The following is a 17,061-nucleotide window of genomic DNA, read 5'->3' as shown; positions in this document are numbered from 1 at the left end:
CTTACACCTCCACCGTTTCTTTCGCATCTTGGCGCTGCGCCACGAAAAGGGCGAGTTCCAGTAAACGTGACCCGCGGTATCTTGCTACCTTCGCATCGTCTCGTTCCCATGCGCCCATCCCGTACTGCAGAATCTTGTGGGCCTGATACTCGCCAGAAGCAATTTCGTCCTTTGTGAACGTCCGATACAGACATTCCACCACGTCGAGAACATCCGCGAAGACGTGAGGCTGCACGCGCATTTTCCGCTCCTCGAGCATGCACACCCACTCATCCCGCGAGTACCCAACCGTCGCTTTGAAATGCAGCCACTTCTGCCCGCTCACCGCAATGCAAAGCAGATAAGGGGTGGCCTCGGGCGGTTTGAGGAGTAGGCCTCGAATGTCTCGGCGGCTCAGAAGTCGCAATCCGCGCTCCGTCGCATAGAGCGTGTACAATCGCGTGTCGAACTTGTAGGAGAGCGCCCACGCACAGTAGTCGCACACCATATCGCTAGATGGCGCTTTAGCCCATGAGTGGTCCGTGAACGTGTCCTTGATGACCTTCTTCTTTGGCTTCCCAGTGCCGTATGCGCCGCACAGATAGCACCGGCCCTCAAGGGTCCCTGGGTCGAGCGGATGGTACTCGACGAGTTTCCCATTCGGCGCCGTCACGGGCGTCGACGCCATTGCTGCCTTGTAGAGCAGTTCTGTAGGTCCAACCACCGCCGTCGTGTTCATTGCGTCACCCTCCTCTCCTTGTGCGATTTCGGCTGCCACTGGTCCGGGTGCCGAAGAACGTACTCCAGCACCCGCACATCGTCCCCGACGACCAACGTAAGCTCCACCACTGTCGGCAATCCCTTGCGCACCTTGAGCGGTCGCCAATCATAGATGGCGATGTCGTCTTCCTCACCCATCAGTACTTCCTCCCTCCGTGCCGATACTCACGGTTCTTGTTGATGGCCATCTTGCGGAACAGCGCGTCTGCAAGGTTCAGGCCGTGCGCCGCTGCCGTGTCCATCACCCGGATGATGACGTCCGCCAATTCCTCAGCCACCTTGTCCTCGCCGTATCCCTTTCGGTCTGCCTCCAGCGCCTCGCTGACCTCGCTGTGGATGAGCGCCAGATGAATGGGCATCGGCACCTTCGTCTCGTGCCAGCCCTTGATGACCGCGGTCTCGTGCACGTCCTCGACAATCGCCTCGAATGCCGCGCGCATGATGTACTCGTCGAGCGTCATCGTTACAGTCACCTTTCGAGGCGCAATCAGATGGGCGACGACATGCGTCTCCTCGCCTGCATTCGCGTGTGGATTTGCCTCGACCACTGTCTCATCGTCCTCCTCAACCTTCGCACCCAATAGCGCCTCAGCCGTCTCCGTCGCCATGTCATGCGCCTCCGTCTCCTCCACAGTTTCCACAGGCTTGTCCTCAGCGTTGTGGATATCCTCGGTCTGTTCGGTCGCTTGAGTCTCTTGCGCCTCTTGCGCCACTTCGGTAGGTTCCGTAGATGCTTCGCGCGCGGCCTCAGCCTTCGCGTAGTCCTTGCCGAACTCGACTCGCATCGCCTCGTCCACGGCTTCATCGAAGGCCATCCCACCAGCCATGTAACTCGATATCTTCATCAGCACGCGGCCTTCTCTCACCATGTCGCGCAGGCCCCATTCGCGAAGGATTCGAATGAGCTCGTCGCGTTCAATGCCGAACTCCTTGCATATCTCCGGCCTGCGCATGCCCGCCACGCGCCGCTCCAGATATTCCTCCAGCGTCATCACAGGCGTCCTGATGTCCTCCAGAGTCACATCCATGGCCGCACTGTCCTCCCTTTTCGGTTCGCATAGTGGCCTTGTCGCGTTCTTCTTCGCCCCATCGAGTTTGTCCCCGTACTTCTCGCGCAGGTACGCCTCGATTTCCTCCGGCGACATGCGATACGTCACGACCGGGGACGGTTCAGGCTTGCGCTCGTCTTCGAGGCGAATGTTGCGTATCGGCACTCCGTTTCGTCCCCGCGCTATTGACAACATCCAGTCCGGCATCCAGCCCACCGCCCTTGATGGTGTCGCGGAGTATCCGCATCGCCGCCACGCACAGCCCGCACGCATCACTCACGTCGTACAGCCGCCCCTTGATTTGCCCCTTGCGCTTCCCCGTCTTGTAGTACTCCGGCACGGCAATCTCGTCGTACTCCAGCCCGTAGAGCTCGCACAACGCCCGCGCCACATCGTCCTTTTCCGCTCCGCCATGGCCCGCGGTGTAAAGTTTGAGCGCCTGTGGCGTGACCTCTATAACCGTGATACGGCGAATGTCCGCCACCAATCGCGCTGCCGTGTACATTTGGATGAGTTGACGTGCGACGTCACCGCTTCTCATCGCCATTGGTTTTTCCACAGCAACCACATGAGGACGAACGCTATCCACGATTTTTTCGACTTCCGAATGCAAGGCCGCAAGTTTCGCCCCGAATTCGACGTCGGCTGTCAGGTTGATGAGCCCTTGTCCTAGCCAAATGATGTCTCCCTCATCCGTCGATTCGATTGCCGCCCATCCCGCGTATCGCGTCCCGTGGTCAATTCCGAGAATGCGCACATGACCACCTCGTTTTAACGTATGTTTGTCACAAGTATCGCTACGAATCCATCAGGATGTTCATCCATGAGTTGATTGGCACGTGATTGCGCGTCCTGCGGATTCGCGTAAACATCGATGAGCGGCGGCATATCCTCCATCTCCTCGTACCACAGGCAAACTACATAAACTGAACTAAGCAGACTCATTCTACCCACCCCACCATATGAGTCGTCGGAAACTCGTCAATGTACTCCTTCTTCGCCATACTTCATCCCCGCCTCCTCAAGCATCTGCAACTTGCGTCCGCCGAGGATGGCTGCCGCCCTTTGACGCACATCACGGATGTCGTCAAGCACGTTGCTCATGGCCCCTCATCCTCCTCATTGCTCCGCATAGACGTTTCGGTTCTCCATTTCCACATGGCTCGCACTTTCACATCGGGTCGCATCCACCTTTCGGCTCGCTCGGTGTCCTTGGGCCTCAGAGATCGATTGGCTCGCTCGGCTCCATCGGTTATCAAGTCCTTAATGGCTCGCTCGCCGCCATCGGTACTCACTTGGTTCGCGGCTCGCACTCCAGGTCTGGGTCTCACGGTGTCCTGTGGCTCGCACCACTTCAACGGGTTTCACCCACAGTATGGCTCGCACCCAATACTCGGTTCTCAAACATACAACGGCTCGCAATTCCCTTTTGGGCCTCACATTACTCAATGGCTCGCACTATTCCTATGGGCCTCATTTCCTTTACGGCTCGCATACTTACTTCGGTTCTCACATCGTATACGGCTACAAGATGTCACCCTACGTGTTCTTCGACGAACTCCTCCCACGTGTAATACGTGGTGTGGCCCAGTTTCTCCAGTGCGTAGATGTCGCGCACCGGGAGGTCGAGTTCCATACGCCACACGACCCACAGGTGTTGCAGGAACACCTTCACCATCTTGCGCATTGCCGCTTGATGGATATGTCCAGGCGTCCAATCCCGATTTTCCTGGTAGTACCGCTTGGCGTCATCGTAAATCCTACGGTACGGGCTATTTGACTTGAGGAACTGCGTCCCAACCAGATACAACGTCGTTTTTAGACGCTTGTTGTAGTGCAATTTCTCTCCCTTCTGTGGCCGCTCAGCCTTCCCATCGACAACACCGTATCCAGCGTATCGCCACAGTTTCGACACCGTGTCGAACGACGAGATGTCTGGGATGAGGCCCAGGAGTTTGGTTGCGAGTGTAGGCCCAATACCCTTCACTGTCGACAGCCACGGCCACGCCGGGTGATTCTTGACTAACTTCCTCATGCGCGTATACAACTTATACTCGATGGCCCGCATATCATCGGCGAGGAACGCGAACATGTCGTCCTGGTCCTCGTCGTGTGTCTCATCCGACCCCTGGTTCATCGCGCGGACGCGATTCTCACTTGCAATCCTCAGTTTTTGCGATTGCTCGTAGCTGTCCGCCAGGAATCGGAGCAGTGCACTCGTCTGCTTGGACCTTTCGCGCACCTCTTCGATTCGAGCTTCGAACGCCGTCGCCTTATTCATCCCCATCGTCCTCCTCGCATGTGTATGTCATGCACGTTCCTTGACCCCATCCACCGCCGCGGCGTACTCTAACCTTGCAGCCTTGACCCGAAGTTCAGCAGCCTGGAGCCTGAGCAATCGTGCGTCGTGAATCCGCCAGTCTCCAGGCTCAACGTCAAGGTACTGCCGCTCGCGGAGCCGCCACTCCGCGAGTGCCGCATCAAGTTCCTTCTTGGCCGCCTCGATTCCCTTGAGGCGGTCGTCTTCGTGCCAGACAGCCGTCAGCCGCATCGCCATGTCCATCAAGCCCCTCTCTTCGCGTATTCCTTCGCCAGCATGATTCGCTTCACTAGGTCGTCCCACGTGTACGCCACGCGATACTTTCTCGCATCGCCCCACCTTGTGTACCCGGCCATCACCTCCACCGTCACGTAGTGCTCGCCCACGTAGTACACGCTTACCCATTCACAGCGCATGGACGCATTTCGTCCTTCATGTCCATCGGGCGACGTGCACCCGGGTCCGTGTAGCACCAGATACAGCGTGTCGCCCACCTCAACGTCCATCTTCATCGCGCTCACCTCCCGTTTTGTTCATGGCTGAATCTTGTTCCGCAAACGACTCATCAACGCATCCTCGAGTTCCTTCTGAGCGTTCGCCCAGGATTGCGGGTCCTTATCGAAAGCTCTTCCTTCGTCCATCTCATGCGCGTCCATCCACTCGACCGTCATGATGGCGTAGTTTGCAAGGTCCAGGAGCGTGTCGCGCAAACTCTCGCCCGCCATGTTCACGTCTGTCACGACGTGGATGACCTCGTGCTCGCCCGACGCATCAACGTGCTTGACCAACGTCTTCGCGCGGTTGATTTTGTCCATCATCCGCACGATGGCCGCGACCGCCCCGAACTCTCGCAACGTCTCGCGGAAACTGTCGCCGTAGAGGCGGTTTTTCTCGCGATAGAGCTCGTTTAACTCACTGATGATGGCGGCTCGAGTTCTCATCCCTCGTCAACCTCCACCTGACTTGCCCTCGGGCAGTAGTAGTACGTCACCTTCGCGCCCCGGCACCTCGACCAAGTACCGGTCCACTTGTGACACGTCCTGAGCCTTCAACCGCGCTTTTTCGTTGTTTGGGATATATCGCGACGCCTGTTTCCCGGCTTGCACGAACGCCGCAACCGTCCCTCTCTTCTCCACCCACGAGCCCTGGGCTTGGCTCGTCCACTTCACGCGCGTCCCCGGAAGAATGTTGCTCATATCTCCTCATCCCCCCCTCACAAATGGAACCCCACAACCCTCACCGGCCTGCCCTTCTCGTCCTCGAACACGATGCTCACCATCCCGTGGTAGCGTTGCTGAGCGCGTTCGAGGATTTTCTTGACCGCGTTGTCGACAGCTCGTTCGTCTTGGATTTGGCCGATGACCTTGCCGTTGACCTTCACGGTCCACATGCGCCGTCACCACGCTCCAGCCTAACCAATTCGGCGAAGACGGGAGCGATTTGTTCCGGAACTACGCCGTTCCCTAGTGCCTGTAATCGCTGACGCCTGTTCTTCGATTTCTTCGTCACACGAGGCGGTTCCCATTCAAACTGCTCTTGGCCAAACCCTGCTGGCCATGGCACACTTTGCAACTGGTCATTCTCCACATCGATGTCGGTCCATCCGACGGGTAGTCCCATCAGACATTCCACCCAATCCGGATTTAACTGCCCTGGATGACTAGGTTCCATCACTTGAGCCTTAAGGTTCTGTCTCTCGACGTCCCTCGCCCACGCCTTCGTCCCATATGCCGAAGACCCTTTATACTCGCTAGATTTTGGCGTTCCCCAAAGGATTGCATCATTAAGGTTCTGTGACCATCCTTCCTCGCGTTTGCGTTGAGCGCGCGAGGGATCATCGCCAGTTTGAGAATCAAGCACTTGCGGCGTAGGCAAGTAAGAATACCCGCTCCCGTCGATGCGGCGCACCCACGTCACATGCTCCATGCACGCCCCACCGTACATCAAACCCCATTTCGGCCAGGTCCCGGAGTACGGCTCCAAAGAACCGTCCAGATTCGCTTGATAGTAGCCCTGGTACGTTTTCGCCCACGAACCATCTGGGCCTAATCTCGCGAAGCACTCTCCGTAGCTCGGGCCAAAGATCCCGTTCGTCCTGAGAGGCTTTTCGCTTCCCTGCGACGCTATGGGGTTGGCACGGCCATCCTCCAGCAACGATGTCGATTTGCTCAAGTCCTGTCACCTCACGAACCTTGTCCCATGTGACTTCTCGAATGTCCGGAACAATGGGCACATCAGGGAATCTCTTTGCCAGAATCCGTTGACAATACGGATCGATTTCGCAAAACATGACGGTTTGAATGCCGTGCGACGAAGCCGCTAAGTCAATGCACCCTACCCCACTGAAGAGACTCAACATCTTCAACGAGCGCCTGTTCACGTTTACGTGTCCTCCTCACCAACCTGCTCCGTCACCTCGGTGTACACCGCCATCTCCAGACACAACCCGGCGAGAATCGCGAACACGAACCACATCCACCACACATGCACCGCCAAGAATCCGATGAGCGCCAGCAGCACAACGTCGAACCACGATACTACGAGCGAGATGGAGGCGTAGGACGGTTCGCTGATGACGAATCTCGGAACCGGGACAGCCACCGTCACGACGCTCCAGGTCGGATAGTCGTCGTCGAACAGGCTCATCGCCGCGCCTCCCATCCCCTGAGCTCCGCAGCCATGGTATTGAGCGACCGTTGCAGGGCCGCGACCGTGGCGGCGAGGTGGGCGACGTTTTCTTTCAGGTTCTCAAGGTCCTTGCGCATGGCCTCGTTCTCCTGGTGTTGCTCAGCGAGCATCCTTGCCCACGCTTCCATGGCGTAATGAATGGCCTGCAGTTGCGCTCGTGCATACCCGTCGACCGCATCATGTTTGGGATTGTGGTCGTCGCCTTCGTACACAATCATCACTCGCACGTTTCGCGCCTCCCTTTCTCGCCTTCGATTTGCGCCATTCGTGTCTGGACGCGCCAGCTTTTCCCCATCATCTGCACGCCCTCGCACATCTCGACGATTCGGTCCACGATGGCCGTGCCAACGCCAAACGTGTCGCTGTCAGACTCCACTCGGTCGTATCGGTCCCGTATGTCCCGGAGTTTCATGTTCGTCGTCACGATGAGTGGCCGATTGTCGTCATACCTTGCGTTCACGACCTCGAATACCATCTGCTTGACCCATGTCGTGACCTTTTCCTTGCCGAGGTCGTCGATGATGAGCAGGTCGCACCGCTTCAGCCTGCGCAAGACATCCGCTTCCGTCTCCTTCGCCGCGTCGTCGTATGTATGCCGGATGTCTGCGAGTAGGCTGCCAATGGTCCCAAAGACCACCCAGAAACCGCGCTTCAGCAGTTCCATGGCGATGGCAGCGGCCAAATGCGTCTTCCCCGTGCCCACGTCTCCTGTGAAGAGAAGTCCTTGTCCACTTCTCGGGTCGAACTCTTCCGCGAACCGCTTGGCACGTTCAAACGCCGACCGATTCGACTCGTTGACGACAAACGCTTCGAACGTCCTATTCCGCCACCGGGATGGAAGACCACTCGTCGCGAACAACTGCTCGATACGCATCTCGCGTATGCGGCGCTCCTCTTCCTCGCGCTTTTTTCGCTTGCGCTCGTTGACCTCGGCCCGATGCCTTTGGAACGCCTCACAGTCGCACACGAATGGCCCAAACGGTATTTCGCGCCCTCCGACTTGTACCGTGGTCATCTGCCTCATCGTCTCACCGCAGTAGGGACACTTATCCCTGCCCGTAGAACGCGCGTTCAAGCTCATCCCAGTCAACGTCCTCGCTATCGCGTCGGACAGGTGCTCCACGTGTCTTCACCCCTTCTTCCGCAGGCTTGTCCCGTGTTTTTGGGCGAACACGCCTCCCCTTCGGTTCCACCACTGTTCCTCGGCCTTCTCGTTGCCAAGTTTCGAGAATACGTTGGACGTATGACCACTTCCGGACGTTGTTGATAGCCGCTTCTCGTATCGCGTCGGTTATCCAGTCCTCTGGGTACTTGTCTACCGCTTCGATGAGCGCCTGTTGGATAGCTGACGTTAGAACGCCAATCTCTCCCTCATACGCTTGAGCTACCCTAGCCAGCCTATCGTCCGTTCGCTTTGGGTGGTATTGCTCGTCATATGCCACTCTTCCCTCGATGTGTTCACCTTCACCTTCGCGCGCGTGCGCGGTGGTTGTTGTGGTTGTTGTTGTATTTGTAGGTGAAGGTGAAGGTGAAGGTAAGGGGAACTGCGGGGCCCCGTGGGGTTCCGATGAACCCCCACTAACCCCCTCGGACCCCCGTGGGGCCCCGTGGGGATTTTTGATTTCCCCGTGGGGTCCCTTAGATTCCCCACGATTCCCCGACGGCGGCGCAGGCAAGTCGGAGTCCATCTTGTCCTTGCCGGGACGCCGTGAGCGATTCATGTGTGTTTGGTACTTGTACCACTTGTCCTCTGGTATGGCCATGTAGGGCTTTCCGTCGACTTCATAGAGCACGAGCAGTCCGACCTTCTCGTAGAGGCGTAGCGCATTCTCGATGACCTCGACTGTGACCATGTCGTTCATGGGGAAGACTTTGGCCTTGAGACGGCGCGGATGAGCCTCGGCCCTTCCCCAGTCGTCGAAAGTCGTGAGGAGCCATGGCCACAGCAAAGCGGCTAACGAGTCTTGCTCCGCCACCTCAGCGAGTTGTTCATCGATGCTCATGTCGCTGCTGATAAAGACCTTCCGCGCCATCTTTACGCCCTCTCAGTCATTCAGGTCGAACTCATAAACGTCTTCGTCGTATTCATCTCTGACTAAACCGGATAGATAGATGTTTCCGCCTTCGTCAGTAAGGAGAATCTTCGATTCAAACAAAGCGTTGGCTAGCCTATCGTGTGATCCGATCCAATTGGTGGCCTCCGTAATGTGGTCGAAGTATCGAGTGATGTTGTCGCCTTTGCAATACTCAGCCGACCACCAAGCAAGCATTAAAACCCTGCCGAGCATGCTGTGCGGAGGTTCACCAAGCAGTCTGGATAGCTTGATGATTTTTGGATGATGAGCGAGTTTTGACGGAACCAGCAGAACACTCATTCTTTTGCAGCCTCCTCGATGTACCTCACAACTTCTTTCACCGCCGGGAAGGGAATCGAAATCCCCTTCCCAGGCCGCCACTCCGACTCGCCGCGAGGAATGTACCAGTTTCGGATGTCCACGTACTTGTTGCCGTTCTTCTCGCATCGACTGACTACGATGGTGTTGTACTTACCGCGCATAATCTCCCCGACCGTCTCTTGCTTGTCCCAGAATGGCTGTTGCTCCACTCGTTGTCCCTCCATCAAAACTCCAACCCCTCGAACAGGTCCGCCTCTTCGGTCGTTTCGTGGGTCGTTTCGTGTTTGGTTTCGGCTTCTGTAATCTCGCTGCTGGCCGTCTGTTCCTCGGGTTTGCTCTCTTCGTTGGGTTTGGCTTCTTCAGGCTCTTCAACCGGCTCTTCGTCCACTGGACGCCACTCAACATCGATGGGGTCCTGTGCGTTTGTCGTATCCGCCGCCTTCTCGTCGGTCGTGACCGCCTTCTGCATCTCGATACTCAAGATTCCCCACTTCGCGAGCATGTTGCGGATGACCGTCTTGAGCGCCATCGCGTCGTAATCCTGTTCCCATACGCCGCCTTGTCGCGTCTTGCTAAACCTCTTGCGATGGCTTTCGATTTGCTCGATCGGCCAATACACGAACTTCTCGAAGCCGTTCACCAACCGGAAGTACCCTGCATATCCGACTACCTTGTCCGATTTTCTGGCGTCTGGATCGAACACAAAGTCCTCCGTGAGCGGGTTCCATGACACTAACTCGCCCTCGTGGATGGGCAGAGCATTGATTTTCGCGTACTTGCCGGTGCGAAGAGCAAGCTGGATGTATCCTCGATAACCCATCTGGAACTGTGCAACCAATCGATTGTTCTTGTTGTCTCGGTACGGCACAATCCACGCATACCCGAGGTTCTTGTCGATGGGCAGGTCCATCGTCGCCGCGACCATGCACGACGCGATGACGCTCATGGGTTCGCATTTCTGGAGGCTTGGGTCGCTATTCACAAGATTCACGATGCTCGACATGAACTGCGGAGCACGGTCCCGAAGAACCTCGTGAAACCTCGCCTGAATCGACGGAGCTTGCAATAATGCTTTAATGGTTCCTGTCACCGTTGAACCGTTTGCTCCGTTCGCGTGTGCTGGCTTATTCTCAGCCTGGCTTTGTGCGCGCTTCAGCAAAGCCTCATTTCCACCACTGACTCGTGCCATGAGTTACGCCTCCTTCGTTCCTTGAATCGTGAAGCGGCGTGTGTTGGTCTTTCGTAGATATCGCTCGTACACTTCGGGCATTTCCTGTTTGAGGGCTTTCGTGTCGAGCGAGGAATAAACGTAGGACTTCCAGTTCACCGTCCATGTCCCGAGGTGTCCTGCTTCGCACTCGCCAAGCATAGCCTTCAGGTGATTTTCGGCTTCCTTCTTCAAGGCTTCCGCCTGCTTTTCGAGTTCCTTGGCGTACTCGTACTGCTCAATCCACTTGCGAGCGTCGGAACTAAGTTCGATGGTTTCCGAACTCGTGGTTGCGTACTTTCGGTTCAGGAACTCTTGAGCCGCTTCGGAGCCATCGGGCTCGGGTGCCACGCGATTCTCCACGTGCCACCAGAACTTCTTCTCGGCTTCGATAAGCGCCTCGATGAACGGATCATCACGTTCGATGACCTTGTGAACGAAGCGCTGGCCACCGATGAGCGCTGCGATGTGCCAGCGCTCGTATCCCGTAACGGCCAAGTAGTGCTGGCACTGCACGTAGTACTCGTCGGGAATCTCGTCGCCTTCCCACTCACCTGACCGCCACGCACTAGATGTCTTCACCTCAAGTCCCTCACGACGACCGACCACGCGACGGTCAATGTTCGCGAGCATGAACGAATGCTCAGGATGCTGAAGCATCTGATTGACGCGACGAACCTTGAACCCGGTACGCGCCTCGAATTCGTTCGCAACAATCGGTTCGAGTTTGGTTCCCCAATACGCTGCCTCCCCAGGTTCATCAGGTTCGGCCTCACCGACCTTTTCGAGCCATACGGTGAACGGCGACCCGAACCGACTGAGACCGAGGATTTTAGGGGCGTCGCTGCCCCCAATTCCCCGACGCCGCCACTCAAGCCACTCCTGCCTTTCCATGTCGCGAGTCTTCACCAAAACCATGCTCATCTGCGCTCACCTCCTCCTCTTGGTCCAGGACCGGGAGCTTCGCACACTCTGGACACAGCCAGAACGACCCGTCCGGAACCGCCGTGTCCTCGTCGAGTTCCATACCGCAGCAGTCACAGGAAATCTCCTCGCCGTCTTCTTCATCCTCATCCGGCCATTCATACGCCCAAGGCATGTCCTCCTCGGGTGTCATGAGCCGCCAGCGGTCGTAACCCGGAAGTCCGCTCATGCCTCAACACTCCCTTGTGCCATCGCCTCGGGCGTGGTATAGTCGTCGCCAGAAGCGGTGTTTTTGAAGCCTTCCGTTTGCTGTTGGGCCAGCAAACGACGAAGAGCGCAGTAGTCGTGATACAACGCGAGTAGGTCGTCGTACATGTGTTGGTACGCGGCGGCGGCACCCGCCTTGTACCCTGACGACCATGCGTCGGTATCACGCACTGCGCTCTTCCTCATGTTTTGGGACAGGTCACGAACGTCCGTCAGAAAACGCTCATACTGAGCTTTCCACGCCTCCAAACGAAACTCCACATACGCTTGTGTGACCGCCATGTGCTTTCCCTCCTTCGCATTTCGCTCGATTCCTACCGCCTTTTGTCACGCATAAGCGTGGTAGTCTGTACGTGTCAGCAGATGCAGGTAGCGACGCAGCGCCCGCATGTGCTCGATGAGCCAATCCAGCATCTCCATGCCTCCGCACACATCCACCCAACGCTGCAAGGTCTGCGGGTCGATGTCCTGGCCAGCCTCGATGCGGCTTACCACGTTTCGGTCTGCGCCAATCTCCATCCCCAACTCCACTTGGCTGAGACCGGCCGCCTCCCGCAGCAAGCGGAGGATGATGTGCCCTTTCGGTTTCCTCTTCACCGCCTCTGCTCACCTCCTCTCAACTCATCTCATCTCGCCCGCAACAGGCACCCTCGCCTGTGGCTTGTCCAACCTCGGCTGGCCCGCGGGCCACCTCAACTAACCTCGAAAGGAGAATCCTAATGCACCGCCTCGAAACCTCAACGTTCACCCACCTGACACCTCGCGCCCGGACTATCCTCGACTTCATCCGTGAGGCCTTGGACGACCTCGCCGAGGAACTTTCCGAGAATGATCGCGACGTCCACATCGAACTCAAGATTTCGACCCGCTCCTGTGGCGCGCGATGAGGTCGACAACCTGGCTCGCGACTTCTTTGGCGCGGTCGATGTTCCATTCGCCGAGGTCGGTGAGTCGGCGTAAGCCCAACGCGACTTTCACACATTCGGTCACGGCACTGACTTGCATGTGCCGCGCCCGCGTGTGCTCGGAGGCCAGGATACCCGCGGCCTTCAACTGCTCCTCGATGTAGGACCGGAGCTCCGCTGAGGCCCGGTAGGACGCCCGCCCTGCCTCCAGCATCGCTAGGCGTTCTTGGAGGCGATGGACCTCGGCTCGCAGGGTCTCCAACTCGGCTTCAGGCGCGCTCACGCTTCGTCACCTCCTCGTCGTCCTCGTACAGATCCGTCACCTCGCACCCAAGCGCCTTGGCAATCTTCGATAGGGTCTGAATGCTTGGCCTCTTAATCATCCCGCGGTCAATCTTCCAGACGACTGACTGAGCTAATCCGGAGCGTTTCGCCAGTTCGTAGAGAGTCATCCCTTGTTTCTGGCGAACCTCCTTCACTTTGACCGCCATTCTTATCACCCCCGAACCTATCTATATTGTATTCCTAAAGAGTAAGAATGTCAACCTCTACGAGAAATTATTGTCCCATAAAATTTGCTCTGTATAATTCTCCGTAGAGAACTACAGAACGGAGGCGAGAATGCACGTGGATGTTGCAGCCCGTCTCAGACAGGTCCGTGAGAGCCGCGGCATAAGCCAGTACCGTCTTTCCAAGTTGTCTGGGGTTGCTGCATCCGCAATCAACAAGGTCGAGTCCGGTGTCACCAACCCAACTGTTGAACTGATGGAACGCCTCTGTTCTGCGCTCGGCGTCACCTTGTCGGAGTTCTTCTCGGACGAGCAGCCATCGTCCGACCGAATCAGCCGGCTTACACCAGAGCAACGCCAAGCGCTGGAGAGGTTTCTTGAGACGCTAGAACGTTCCTAGGAGGTAGCCGTATGGTCTACGTCGAAGTTGACTTCGACCAATTCAAACAAGTCGTCGAACGTCAATCTTTGTCTCATGCGGTTTTTCATAAGATGGAATCGGACGGAAGCTCGATATTATTCACTGTCGTCAATGGCGTGTTGATTGTTTGTAGAAGCAAAACACCTTTCGATCTCGGAAATCCTATGAAATTTTCCACAACATCAGGAGGTTCTATCCCAGTAACTTCGGCGAAAATCGCCAAGTTCTAAGCACACGGTTGCCCGTCATTCTCCATCGCGGTACGCTCTAACCACGCGAGCAGCGCGTCCCGCGGGATGAAGATACGTCGTCCTTCGCGAACAGCCGGGAATCCTTTTCGGCGCGTCATGTCGTAGGCTTTTGCCCGGCTCACTCGAAGGAAATGAGCTAAGTCGTCAACAGAGAGGATGACGGGCAATTCATGCTTGTTGGTGATATTCGACCTTTTCATGCGCCTTCCTGTCCTCCCAGAGGACAATTGTCCTCGAAAAATTGAGGCCACGGAACGCCCACGACGCGAGATATCTTCTGCGCGGTTTCCACCGATATGGTCTTGCCGTACTCAGCCTTCGCGTATGTCACACGCTTCAGGCCGCAACGAGCCGCCATCTCTTCTTGAGTAAGACCGTGTTCAATTCGCCACTTGGCCAGCCACCATCTCCTCATCTCACCGCCCCCTTTGTCCTCTCACGTCACATTATACGTCCTCCAGATGGACAGTCAATACATTTTGTTACGCTACGTAACATTGTGTTTCCTGTGACGCCACATCACATACAATAGGGATAGGTGATGCAGATGACCCTCGCAAAGCGGTTGCGGGTGTTGAGACGACAAAAAGGTGTGACGCAGGAGCAGTTATGTAGAGAGCTTGGAATCAATCGCTCGACCTACGCGAAGTACGAAACCGGTGATAACCAGCCGGATACGGAGACGGTCGCCCATTTAGCGGACTACTTTGGCGTCACCACGGACTATCTGTTAGGCCGGACGAGCTTGCCAAACGGATATGCGGTATCAGATATTCCTGCCGAAAAAGAGGCGTTCATCGAGTGGGTCATGGATAATCTCGACGACAAGTTCTTCTGGGAATTTAACTCGTCCGATGAGGACCAACGCGAAGCTTTGCGAAAGGCCATCGAGTTCGACTGGCAGCAGATACGACATCTCACTTTGCAGCGCACGCGGCGAGCGAATGGAGGTCGGAAGTAAGTGTCCTCGACCATTCTTCGAACCTTTGTCGAGACCCCGATTACGGTTTCAAACGAACTTGTGGAGTTCACATTGCTTTCTTGCACGCGCGAACTCATGTCGTGCGCGGACTTCTGTCAATGGAAGATGTATCGCGCGAATAAAGCTTGCGAACAGCCGACTTATCCATCCAGGGTTCATCCACCCGAACATGTGTGGGATGTTCTTCGTATCCAATACATGCTTCACAACAAGTACGATTGGACTTTGGATATGCCGTCGTTCTTTCTCAATCACAACCCGACAGCGTTTCTCTATGACGAGAACCTTATCGAACTCTCACCTTATCATAAGGTGCCTTACCAAATCCCTTTTTGCGAAAACTTGCAGCCATCATCTTCGCGACATGTTAAGCCAGGAACCCGTGGTGTCCGCGAAGAGCGAATCGGCTATCCAGAGGGCCATGAGGTGCGACAAATTCGGTTCAAGATTGCTGTGCCGACACGCAACGTCGGTTCGCTGACTGCAACCATGTCGTTTTGGCTGGTGTTTGAGATGCGCGACGGTTTGTTTCAATGCGTCGATGAGTCCTATCTCGACGTGCTGTCCATTATGTCGCGCATTGCCGATGTTCGTGCTGGCCGCGTAAAAGGGTTTTTCTAAGTTTTCTCTTCTTTTTTTCGCTACAAAACAGAACATATGTTCTAGAGGTGAGTGCAATGGACATTGACAAATGCCTCGAATCCTTCCTTGCCAAGCATATGGTCTGGCGCTCCCCACGCGACATCGACCTGGACGCCATGGCACGAGAGCTCGGTGTATACGTGAGCCGTAACCCATATATGTCTGGGTGCGTTTGTGTCGCCGAGGGCCTTTGGATAGTGTTTGTCCGCACAGACACCGACGAGCGCGAACAGCGCGTGGACCTTGCCCGCGGGCTCACGTATTGCTGGCTGTGCACCTACCTGTCGGAACTGTGGCGCGAATTGCAAGAGTCTCAGGTCCTCGACTTGTCTTCACATATCCTCGCGCCAGATTACATGCTCGCGGAATGCGAGGGTAGGCCTATTCAAGCTTTGGCCGATGAGTTTCGCGTCCCATTGGTATGGATGGAACGGCGAATGGACTTGTACCAGGGTTCTCGTCATCTGCAAGGAGGGGTTTGAGGTGCGCGGACACGTTCGCAAGCGTGGCAACTCGTGGTCGGTCGTGGTCTACTTGGGCTACGACGAACAGGGGAAGAAGCGCTACAAGTGGCACGGGGGCTTCAAGACGAAACGCGAAGCTGAGCGATTCTTGGCGTCCATCGCCGAAGAGGTGCACGACAAGACTTACGTTGTGCCGTCCAAGATGCCATTCCGCGAGCTTTTCGAGGCGTTCCTGGAGTTCAAACGGTCAAAGGTCAAGGAGTCGACCATCAGGCAGTACCGATGGTACGTGGAGCAGTACGCAATGGCCGACATCGGTCACATTCCGATTTGTGACCTCAAGCCCACGCACTTTGTGCGTTTGTACAACCGACTCCGTGACGAGCACGGCTTGACGCCAAACACTTTGCTCATCGTCCATATCGCATGCAAGCAGGCGATGAAGGCCGCGGTGAAATGGGGATACCTTACTCGCAATGTGATGGATGCAGTCGATGCGCCAACGCCGAAACGGCCCAAACTGCAAGTGTGGGACGAGGAACAACTGCGTACTTTTCTCTCTGCAGCGATGGAACACCAATATGGGATTGCGTTCTTGTTGTTGGCGACGACCGGGATGCGGGTAGGCGAGGTCTTAGCGTTACGATGGCGCGACGTGGACCTCGAGAACGGTGTGATTCACGTCACCCAATCCGTTACGCGCGTCCAGAACAAGCTGTTGGTTTCGTCACCGAAGAATGCAGCATCGAATCGAGCGATCGCTATCACGCCGGACGTCGTAGACGCTCTTCGCCGACACAAGCGAGCACAAAACGAGGTTCGTCTGCTCATGGGACAAGCATGGCAGGACAACGACCTTGTGGTGTGCCGCGTAGACGGGTCATATGCCTTGCGTGAGACGTTGGACGCGGCCTTCAAGCGTATCATCAAGAGGCTCGGCTTGCCCCGGATACGTCTTCACGACCTTCGGCACGCGCATGCCACCATTCTGCTCAAACTCGGAGTTCACCCGAAGGTCGTGCAGGAACGTTTGGGGCACTCCAACATCTCGACGACACTCAATACCTACAGCCATGTCCTGCCTGGTCTCCAGGAAGCAGCTGCGTCCGCGTTCTCGGATTTGCTTCGCCTTGATAGCGTTGTTTCGGATAACGAAGATTAGCAAGGGATTTGCAACTGGTCGTTTGCCTGTGCACGAATGTCCGAAAAGCCTTGATATAGTGCGTTTTTTGAGGGCACGCAAACAGGATGATACGACGTTGTTCAAAGGCTCATTT

Annotated in this window: 33 protein-coding genes; 6 read left to right on the top strand and 27 right to left on the bottom strand. The window is 56.3% G+C overall.

Annotation, left to right across the window (positions count from 1 at the left end; genetic code table 11):
• Position 1: 1 nt before the first annotated feature.
• From AC27E8_RS01230 to AC27E8_RS01110, 25 genes are all read right to left on the bottom strand, one after another.
• Positions 2-718 carry a hypothetical protein gene (locus AC27E8_RS01230; RefSeq protein WP_487097993.1) on the bottom strand — a complete coding sequence of 239 codons (717 nt, stop codon included), beginning with the start codon at positions 716-718 and terminating at the stop codon, positions 2-4.
• On the bottom strand, positions 715-897 hold the full coding sequence (locus tag AC27E8_RS01225) for a hypothetical protein (protein ID WP_487097994.1): 183 nt from the start codon (positions 895-897) through the stop codon (positions 715-717). Before AC27E8_RS01225 ends, AC27E8_RS01230 begins: the two co-directional genes overlap by 4 nt.
• The gene (locus AC27E8_RS01220) at positions 897-1,973 is read right to left on the bottom strand and encodes a hypothetical protein (RefSeq protein ID WP_487097995.1); all 1,077 of its coding nucleotides are present in this window, start codon (positions 1,971-1,973) and stop codon (positions 897-899) included. The genes AC27E8_RS01225 and AC27E8_RS01220 overlap by 1 nt, the downstream gene beginning before the upstream one ends.
• Positions 1,930-2,565 carry a crossover junction endodeoxyribonuclease RuvC gene (locus AC27E8_RS01215; protein WP_487097997.1) on the bottom strand — a complete coding sequence of 212 codons (636 nt, stop codon included), beginning with the start codon at positions 2,563-2,565 and terminating at the stop codon, positions 1,930-1,932. Before AC27E8_RS01215 ends, AC27E8_RS01220 begins: the two co-directional genes overlap by 44 nt.
• A 224-nt stretch (positions 2,566-2,789) precedes the next feature.
• Positions 2,790-2,912, bottom strand: coding sequence for a hypothetical protein (locus AC27E8_RS01210; protein ID WP_487097999.1), 123 nt, complete (start codon positions 2,910-2,912; stop codon positions 2,790-2,792).
• 430 nt (positions 2,913-3,342) lie between these two features.
• Positions 3,343-4,089 (bottom strand): TIGR-Tas system RNA-guided endonuclease, encoded by a 747-nt coding sequence (gene tas / locus AC27E8_RS01205; protein WP_487098001.1) that lies wholly within the window; start codon positions 4,087-4,089, stop codon positions 3,343-3,345.
• 27 nt (positions 4,090-4,116) lie between these two features.
• Positions 4,117-4,365, bottom strand: coding sequence for a hypothetical protein (locus tag AC27E8_RS01200; protein WP_487098002.1), 249 nt, complete (start codon positions 4,363-4,365; stop codon positions 4,117-4,119).
• A 5-nt stretch (positions 4,366-4,370) separates the two neighbouring features.
• On the bottom strand, positions 4,371-4,640 hold the full coding sequence (locus AC27E8_RS01195; protein ID WP_487098003.1) for a hypothetical protein: 270 nt from the start codon (positions 4,638-4,640) through the stop codon (positions 4,371-4,373).
• Between the two features lie 21 nt (positions 4,641-4,661).
• Entirely contained in the window at positions 4,662-5,069 is a 408-nt protein-coding gene (locus AC27E8_RS01190) for a hypothetical protein (protein ID WP_487098005.1), read from the bottom strand.
• A gap of 6 nt (positions 5,070-5,075) precedes the next feature.
• Positions 5,076-5,324, bottom strand: coding sequence for a hypothetical protein (locus tag AC27E8_RS01185; RefSeq protein WP_487098006.1), 249 nt, complete (start codon positions 5,322-5,324; stop codon positions 5,076-5,078).
• Positions 5,325-5,341: 17 nt separating this feature from the next.
• A complete protein-coding gene (locus tag AC27E8_RS01180) occupies positions 5,342-5,518 on the bottom strand; it encodes a D-aminoacyl-tRNA deacylase (protein ID WP_008340813.1) in 177 nt (58 codons plus the stop codon).
• Between the two features lie 462 nt (positions 5,519-5,980).
• Positions 5,981-6,487 carry a DNA cytosine methyltransferase gene (locus AC27E8_RS01175; RefSeq protein ID WP_487098040.1) on the bottom strand — a complete coding sequence of 169 codons (507 nt, stop codon included), beginning with the start codon at positions 6,485-6,487 and terminating at the stop codon, positions 5,981-5,983.
• A gap of 23 nt (positions 6,488-6,510) precedes the next feature.
• Complete coding sequence (locus tag AC27E8_RS01170) at positions 6,511-6,774, bottom strand: hypothetical protein (RefSeq protein ID WP_487098008.1); 264 nt, start codon at positions 6,772-6,774, stop codon at positions 6,511-6,513.
• Complete coding sequence (locus AC27E8_RS01165; RefSeq protein WP_487098010.1) at positions 6,771-7,043, bottom strand: hypothetical protein; 273 nt, start codon at positions 7,041-7,043, stop codon at positions 6,771-6,773. Before AC27E8_RS01165 ends, AC27E8_RS01170 begins: the two co-directional genes overlap by 4 nt.
• Positions 7,034-7,831, bottom strand: a complete 798-nt coding sequence (locus AC27E8_RS01160; protein WP_487098011.1) for an ATP-binding protein — start codon at positions 7,829-7,831, stop codon at positions 7,034-7,036. The genes AC27E8_RS01165 and AC27E8_RS01160 overlap by 10 nt, the downstream gene beginning before the upstream one ends.
• 31 nt (positions 7,832-7,862) lie before the next feature.
• Positions 7,863-8,849 carry a DnaD domain-containing protein gene (locus AC27E8_RS01155; RefSeq protein WP_487098013.1) on the bottom strand — a complete coding sequence of 329 codons (987 nt, stop codon included), beginning with the start codon at positions 8,847-8,849 and terminating at the stop codon, positions 7,863-7,865.
• Positions 8,850-8,861: 12 nt separating this feature from the next.
• The gene (locus AC27E8_RS01150; protein WP_487098015.1) at positions 8,862-9,191 is read right to left on the bottom strand and encodes a hypothetical protein; all 330 of its coding nucleotides are present in this window, start codon (positions 9,189-9,191) and stop codon (positions 8,862-8,864) included.
• Positions 9,188-9,421 carry a PC4/YdbC family ssDNA-binding protein gene (locus AC27E8_RS01145; protein ID WP_487098017.1) on the bottom strand — a complete coding sequence of 78 codons (234 nt, stop codon included), beginning with the start codon at positions 9,419-9,421 and terminating at the stop codon, positions 9,188-9,190. The genes AC27E8_RS01150 and AC27E8_RS01145 overlap by 4 nt, the downstream gene beginning before the upstream one ends.
• 14 nt (positions 9,422-9,435) lie before the next feature.
• Positions 9,436-10,401, bottom strand: coding sequence for a recombinase RecT (locus AC27E8_RS01140; RefSeq protein ID WP_487098019.1), 966 nt, complete (start codon positions 10,399-10,401; stop codon positions 9,436-9,438).
• Positions 10,402-10,404: 3 nt separating this feature from the next.
• On the bottom strand, positions 10,405-11,343 hold the full coding sequence (locus AC27E8_RS01135) for a YqaJ viral recombinase family nuclease (protein WP_487098020.1): 939 nt from the start codon (positions 11,341-11,343) through the stop codon (positions 10,405-10,407).
• Complete coding sequence (locus AC27E8_RS01130; protein WP_487098021.1) at positions 11,291-11,572, bottom strand: hypothetical protein; 282 nt, start codon at positions 11,570-11,572, stop codon at positions 11,291-11,293. Before AC27E8_RS01130 ends, AC27E8_RS01135 begins: the two co-directional genes overlap by 53 nt.
• Positions 11,569-11,892, bottom strand: coding sequence for a hypothetical protein (locus AC27E8_RS01125; protein WP_487098023.1), 324 nt, complete (start codon positions 11,890-11,892; stop codon positions 11,569-11,571). Before AC27E8_RS01125 ends, AC27E8_RS01130 begins: the two co-directional genes overlap by 4 nt.
• A 45-nt stretch (positions 11,893-11,937) precedes the next feature.
• Positions 11,938-12,207, bottom strand: a complete 270-nt coding sequence (locus AC27E8_RS01120; protein ID WP_008340795.1) for a helix-turn-helix domain-containing protein — start codon at positions 12,205-12,207, stop codon at positions 11,938-11,940.
• 255 nt (positions 12,208-12,462) lie between these two features.
• The gene (locus AC27E8_RS01115) at positions 12,463-12,798 is read right to left on the bottom strand and encodes a hypothetical protein (RefSeq protein WP_487098025.1); all 336 of its coding nucleotides are present in this window, start codon (positions 12,796-12,798) and stop codon (positions 12,463-12,465) included.
• Positions 12,785-13,006 carry a helix-turn-helix domain-containing protein gene (locus AC27E8_RS01110; protein WP_487098026.1) on the bottom strand — a complete coding sequence of 74 codons (222 nt, stop codon included), beginning with the start codon at positions 13,004-13,006 and terminating at the stop codon, positions 12,785-12,787. Before AC27E8_RS01110 ends, AC27E8_RS01115 begins: the two co-directional genes overlap by 14 nt.
• A 130-nt stretch (positions 13,007-13,136) precedes the next feature.
• Here AC27E8_RS01110 and AC27E8_RS01105 point away from each other — a divergent pair, with 130 nt between their 5' ends.
• Complete coding sequence (locus tag AC27E8_RS01105; RefSeq protein WP_487098027.1) at positions 13,137-13,424, top strand: helix-turn-helix domain-containing protein; 288 nt, start codon at positions 13,137-13,139, stop codon at positions 13,422-13,424.
• Positions 13,425-13,435: 11 nt separating this feature from the next.
• A complete protein-coding gene (locus AC27E8_RS01100) occupies positions 13,436-13,675 on the top strand; it encodes a hypothetical protein (protein ID WP_487098029.1) in 240 nt (79 codons plus the stop codon).
• On the opposite strand, the gene AC27E8_RS01095 is transcribed toward AC27E8_RS01100, so the two are convergent.
• Both AC27E8_RS01095 and AC27E8_RS01090 read right to left on the bottom strand, forming a co-directional pair.
• On the bottom strand, positions 13,672-13,896 hold the full coding sequence (locus AC27E8_RS01095; protein ID WP_487098031.1) for a helix-turn-helix domain-containing protein: 225 nt from the start codon (positions 13,894-13,896) through the stop codon (positions 13,672-13,674). The two genes, AC27E8_RS01100 and AC27E8_RS01095, sit on opposite strands and share 4 nt — an antisense overlap.
• On the bottom strand, positions 13,893-14,111 hold the full coding sequence (locus tag AC27E8_RS01090; protein WP_487098032.1) for a helix-turn-helix transcriptional regulator: 219 nt from the start codon (positions 14,109-14,111) through the stop codon (positions 13,893-13,895). Before AC27E8_RS01090 ends, AC27E8_RS01095 begins: the two co-directional genes overlap by 4 nt.
• Positions 14,112-14,237: 126 nt before the next feature.
• Here AC27E8_RS01090 and AC27E8_RS01085 point away from each other — a divergent pair, with 126 nt between their 5' ends.
• Genes AC27E8_RS01085 through AC27E8_RS01070 form a run of 4 tightly spaced genes read left to right on the top strand, consistent with a single transcriptional unit; the run spans position 14,238 to position 16,946 of the window.
• Positions 14,238-14,657, top strand: coding sequence for a helix-turn-helix domain-containing protein (locus tag AC27E8_RS01085; RefSeq protein ID WP_487098033.1), 420 nt, complete (start codon positions 14,238-14,240; stop codon positions 14,655-14,657).
• Entirely contained in the window at positions 14,658-15,299 is a 642-nt protein-coding gene (locus AC27E8_RS01080; protein ID WP_487098035.1) for a hypothetical protein, read from the top strand.
• Between the two features lie 56 nt (positions 15,300-15,355).
• Positions 15,356-15,802, top strand: coding sequence for a hypothetical protein (locus tag AC27E8_RS01075; RefSeq protein WP_487098036.1), 447 nt, complete (start codon positions 15,356-15,358; stop codon positions 15,800-15,802).
• Position 15,803: 1 nt separating this feature from the next.
• A complete protein-coding gene (locus AC27E8_RS01070; protein WP_487098037.1) occupies positions 15,804-16,946 on the top strand; it encodes a site-specific integrase in 1,143 nt (380 codons plus the stop codon).
• Positions 16,947-17,061: the final 115 nt, after the last annotated feature.

It is taken from the genome of Alicyclobacillus sp. CIJ1 (assembly GCF_057538885.1).
Note: the sequence above shows the minus strand (reverse complement) of the source record. Positions and strands in the feature narration are given on the sequence as shown.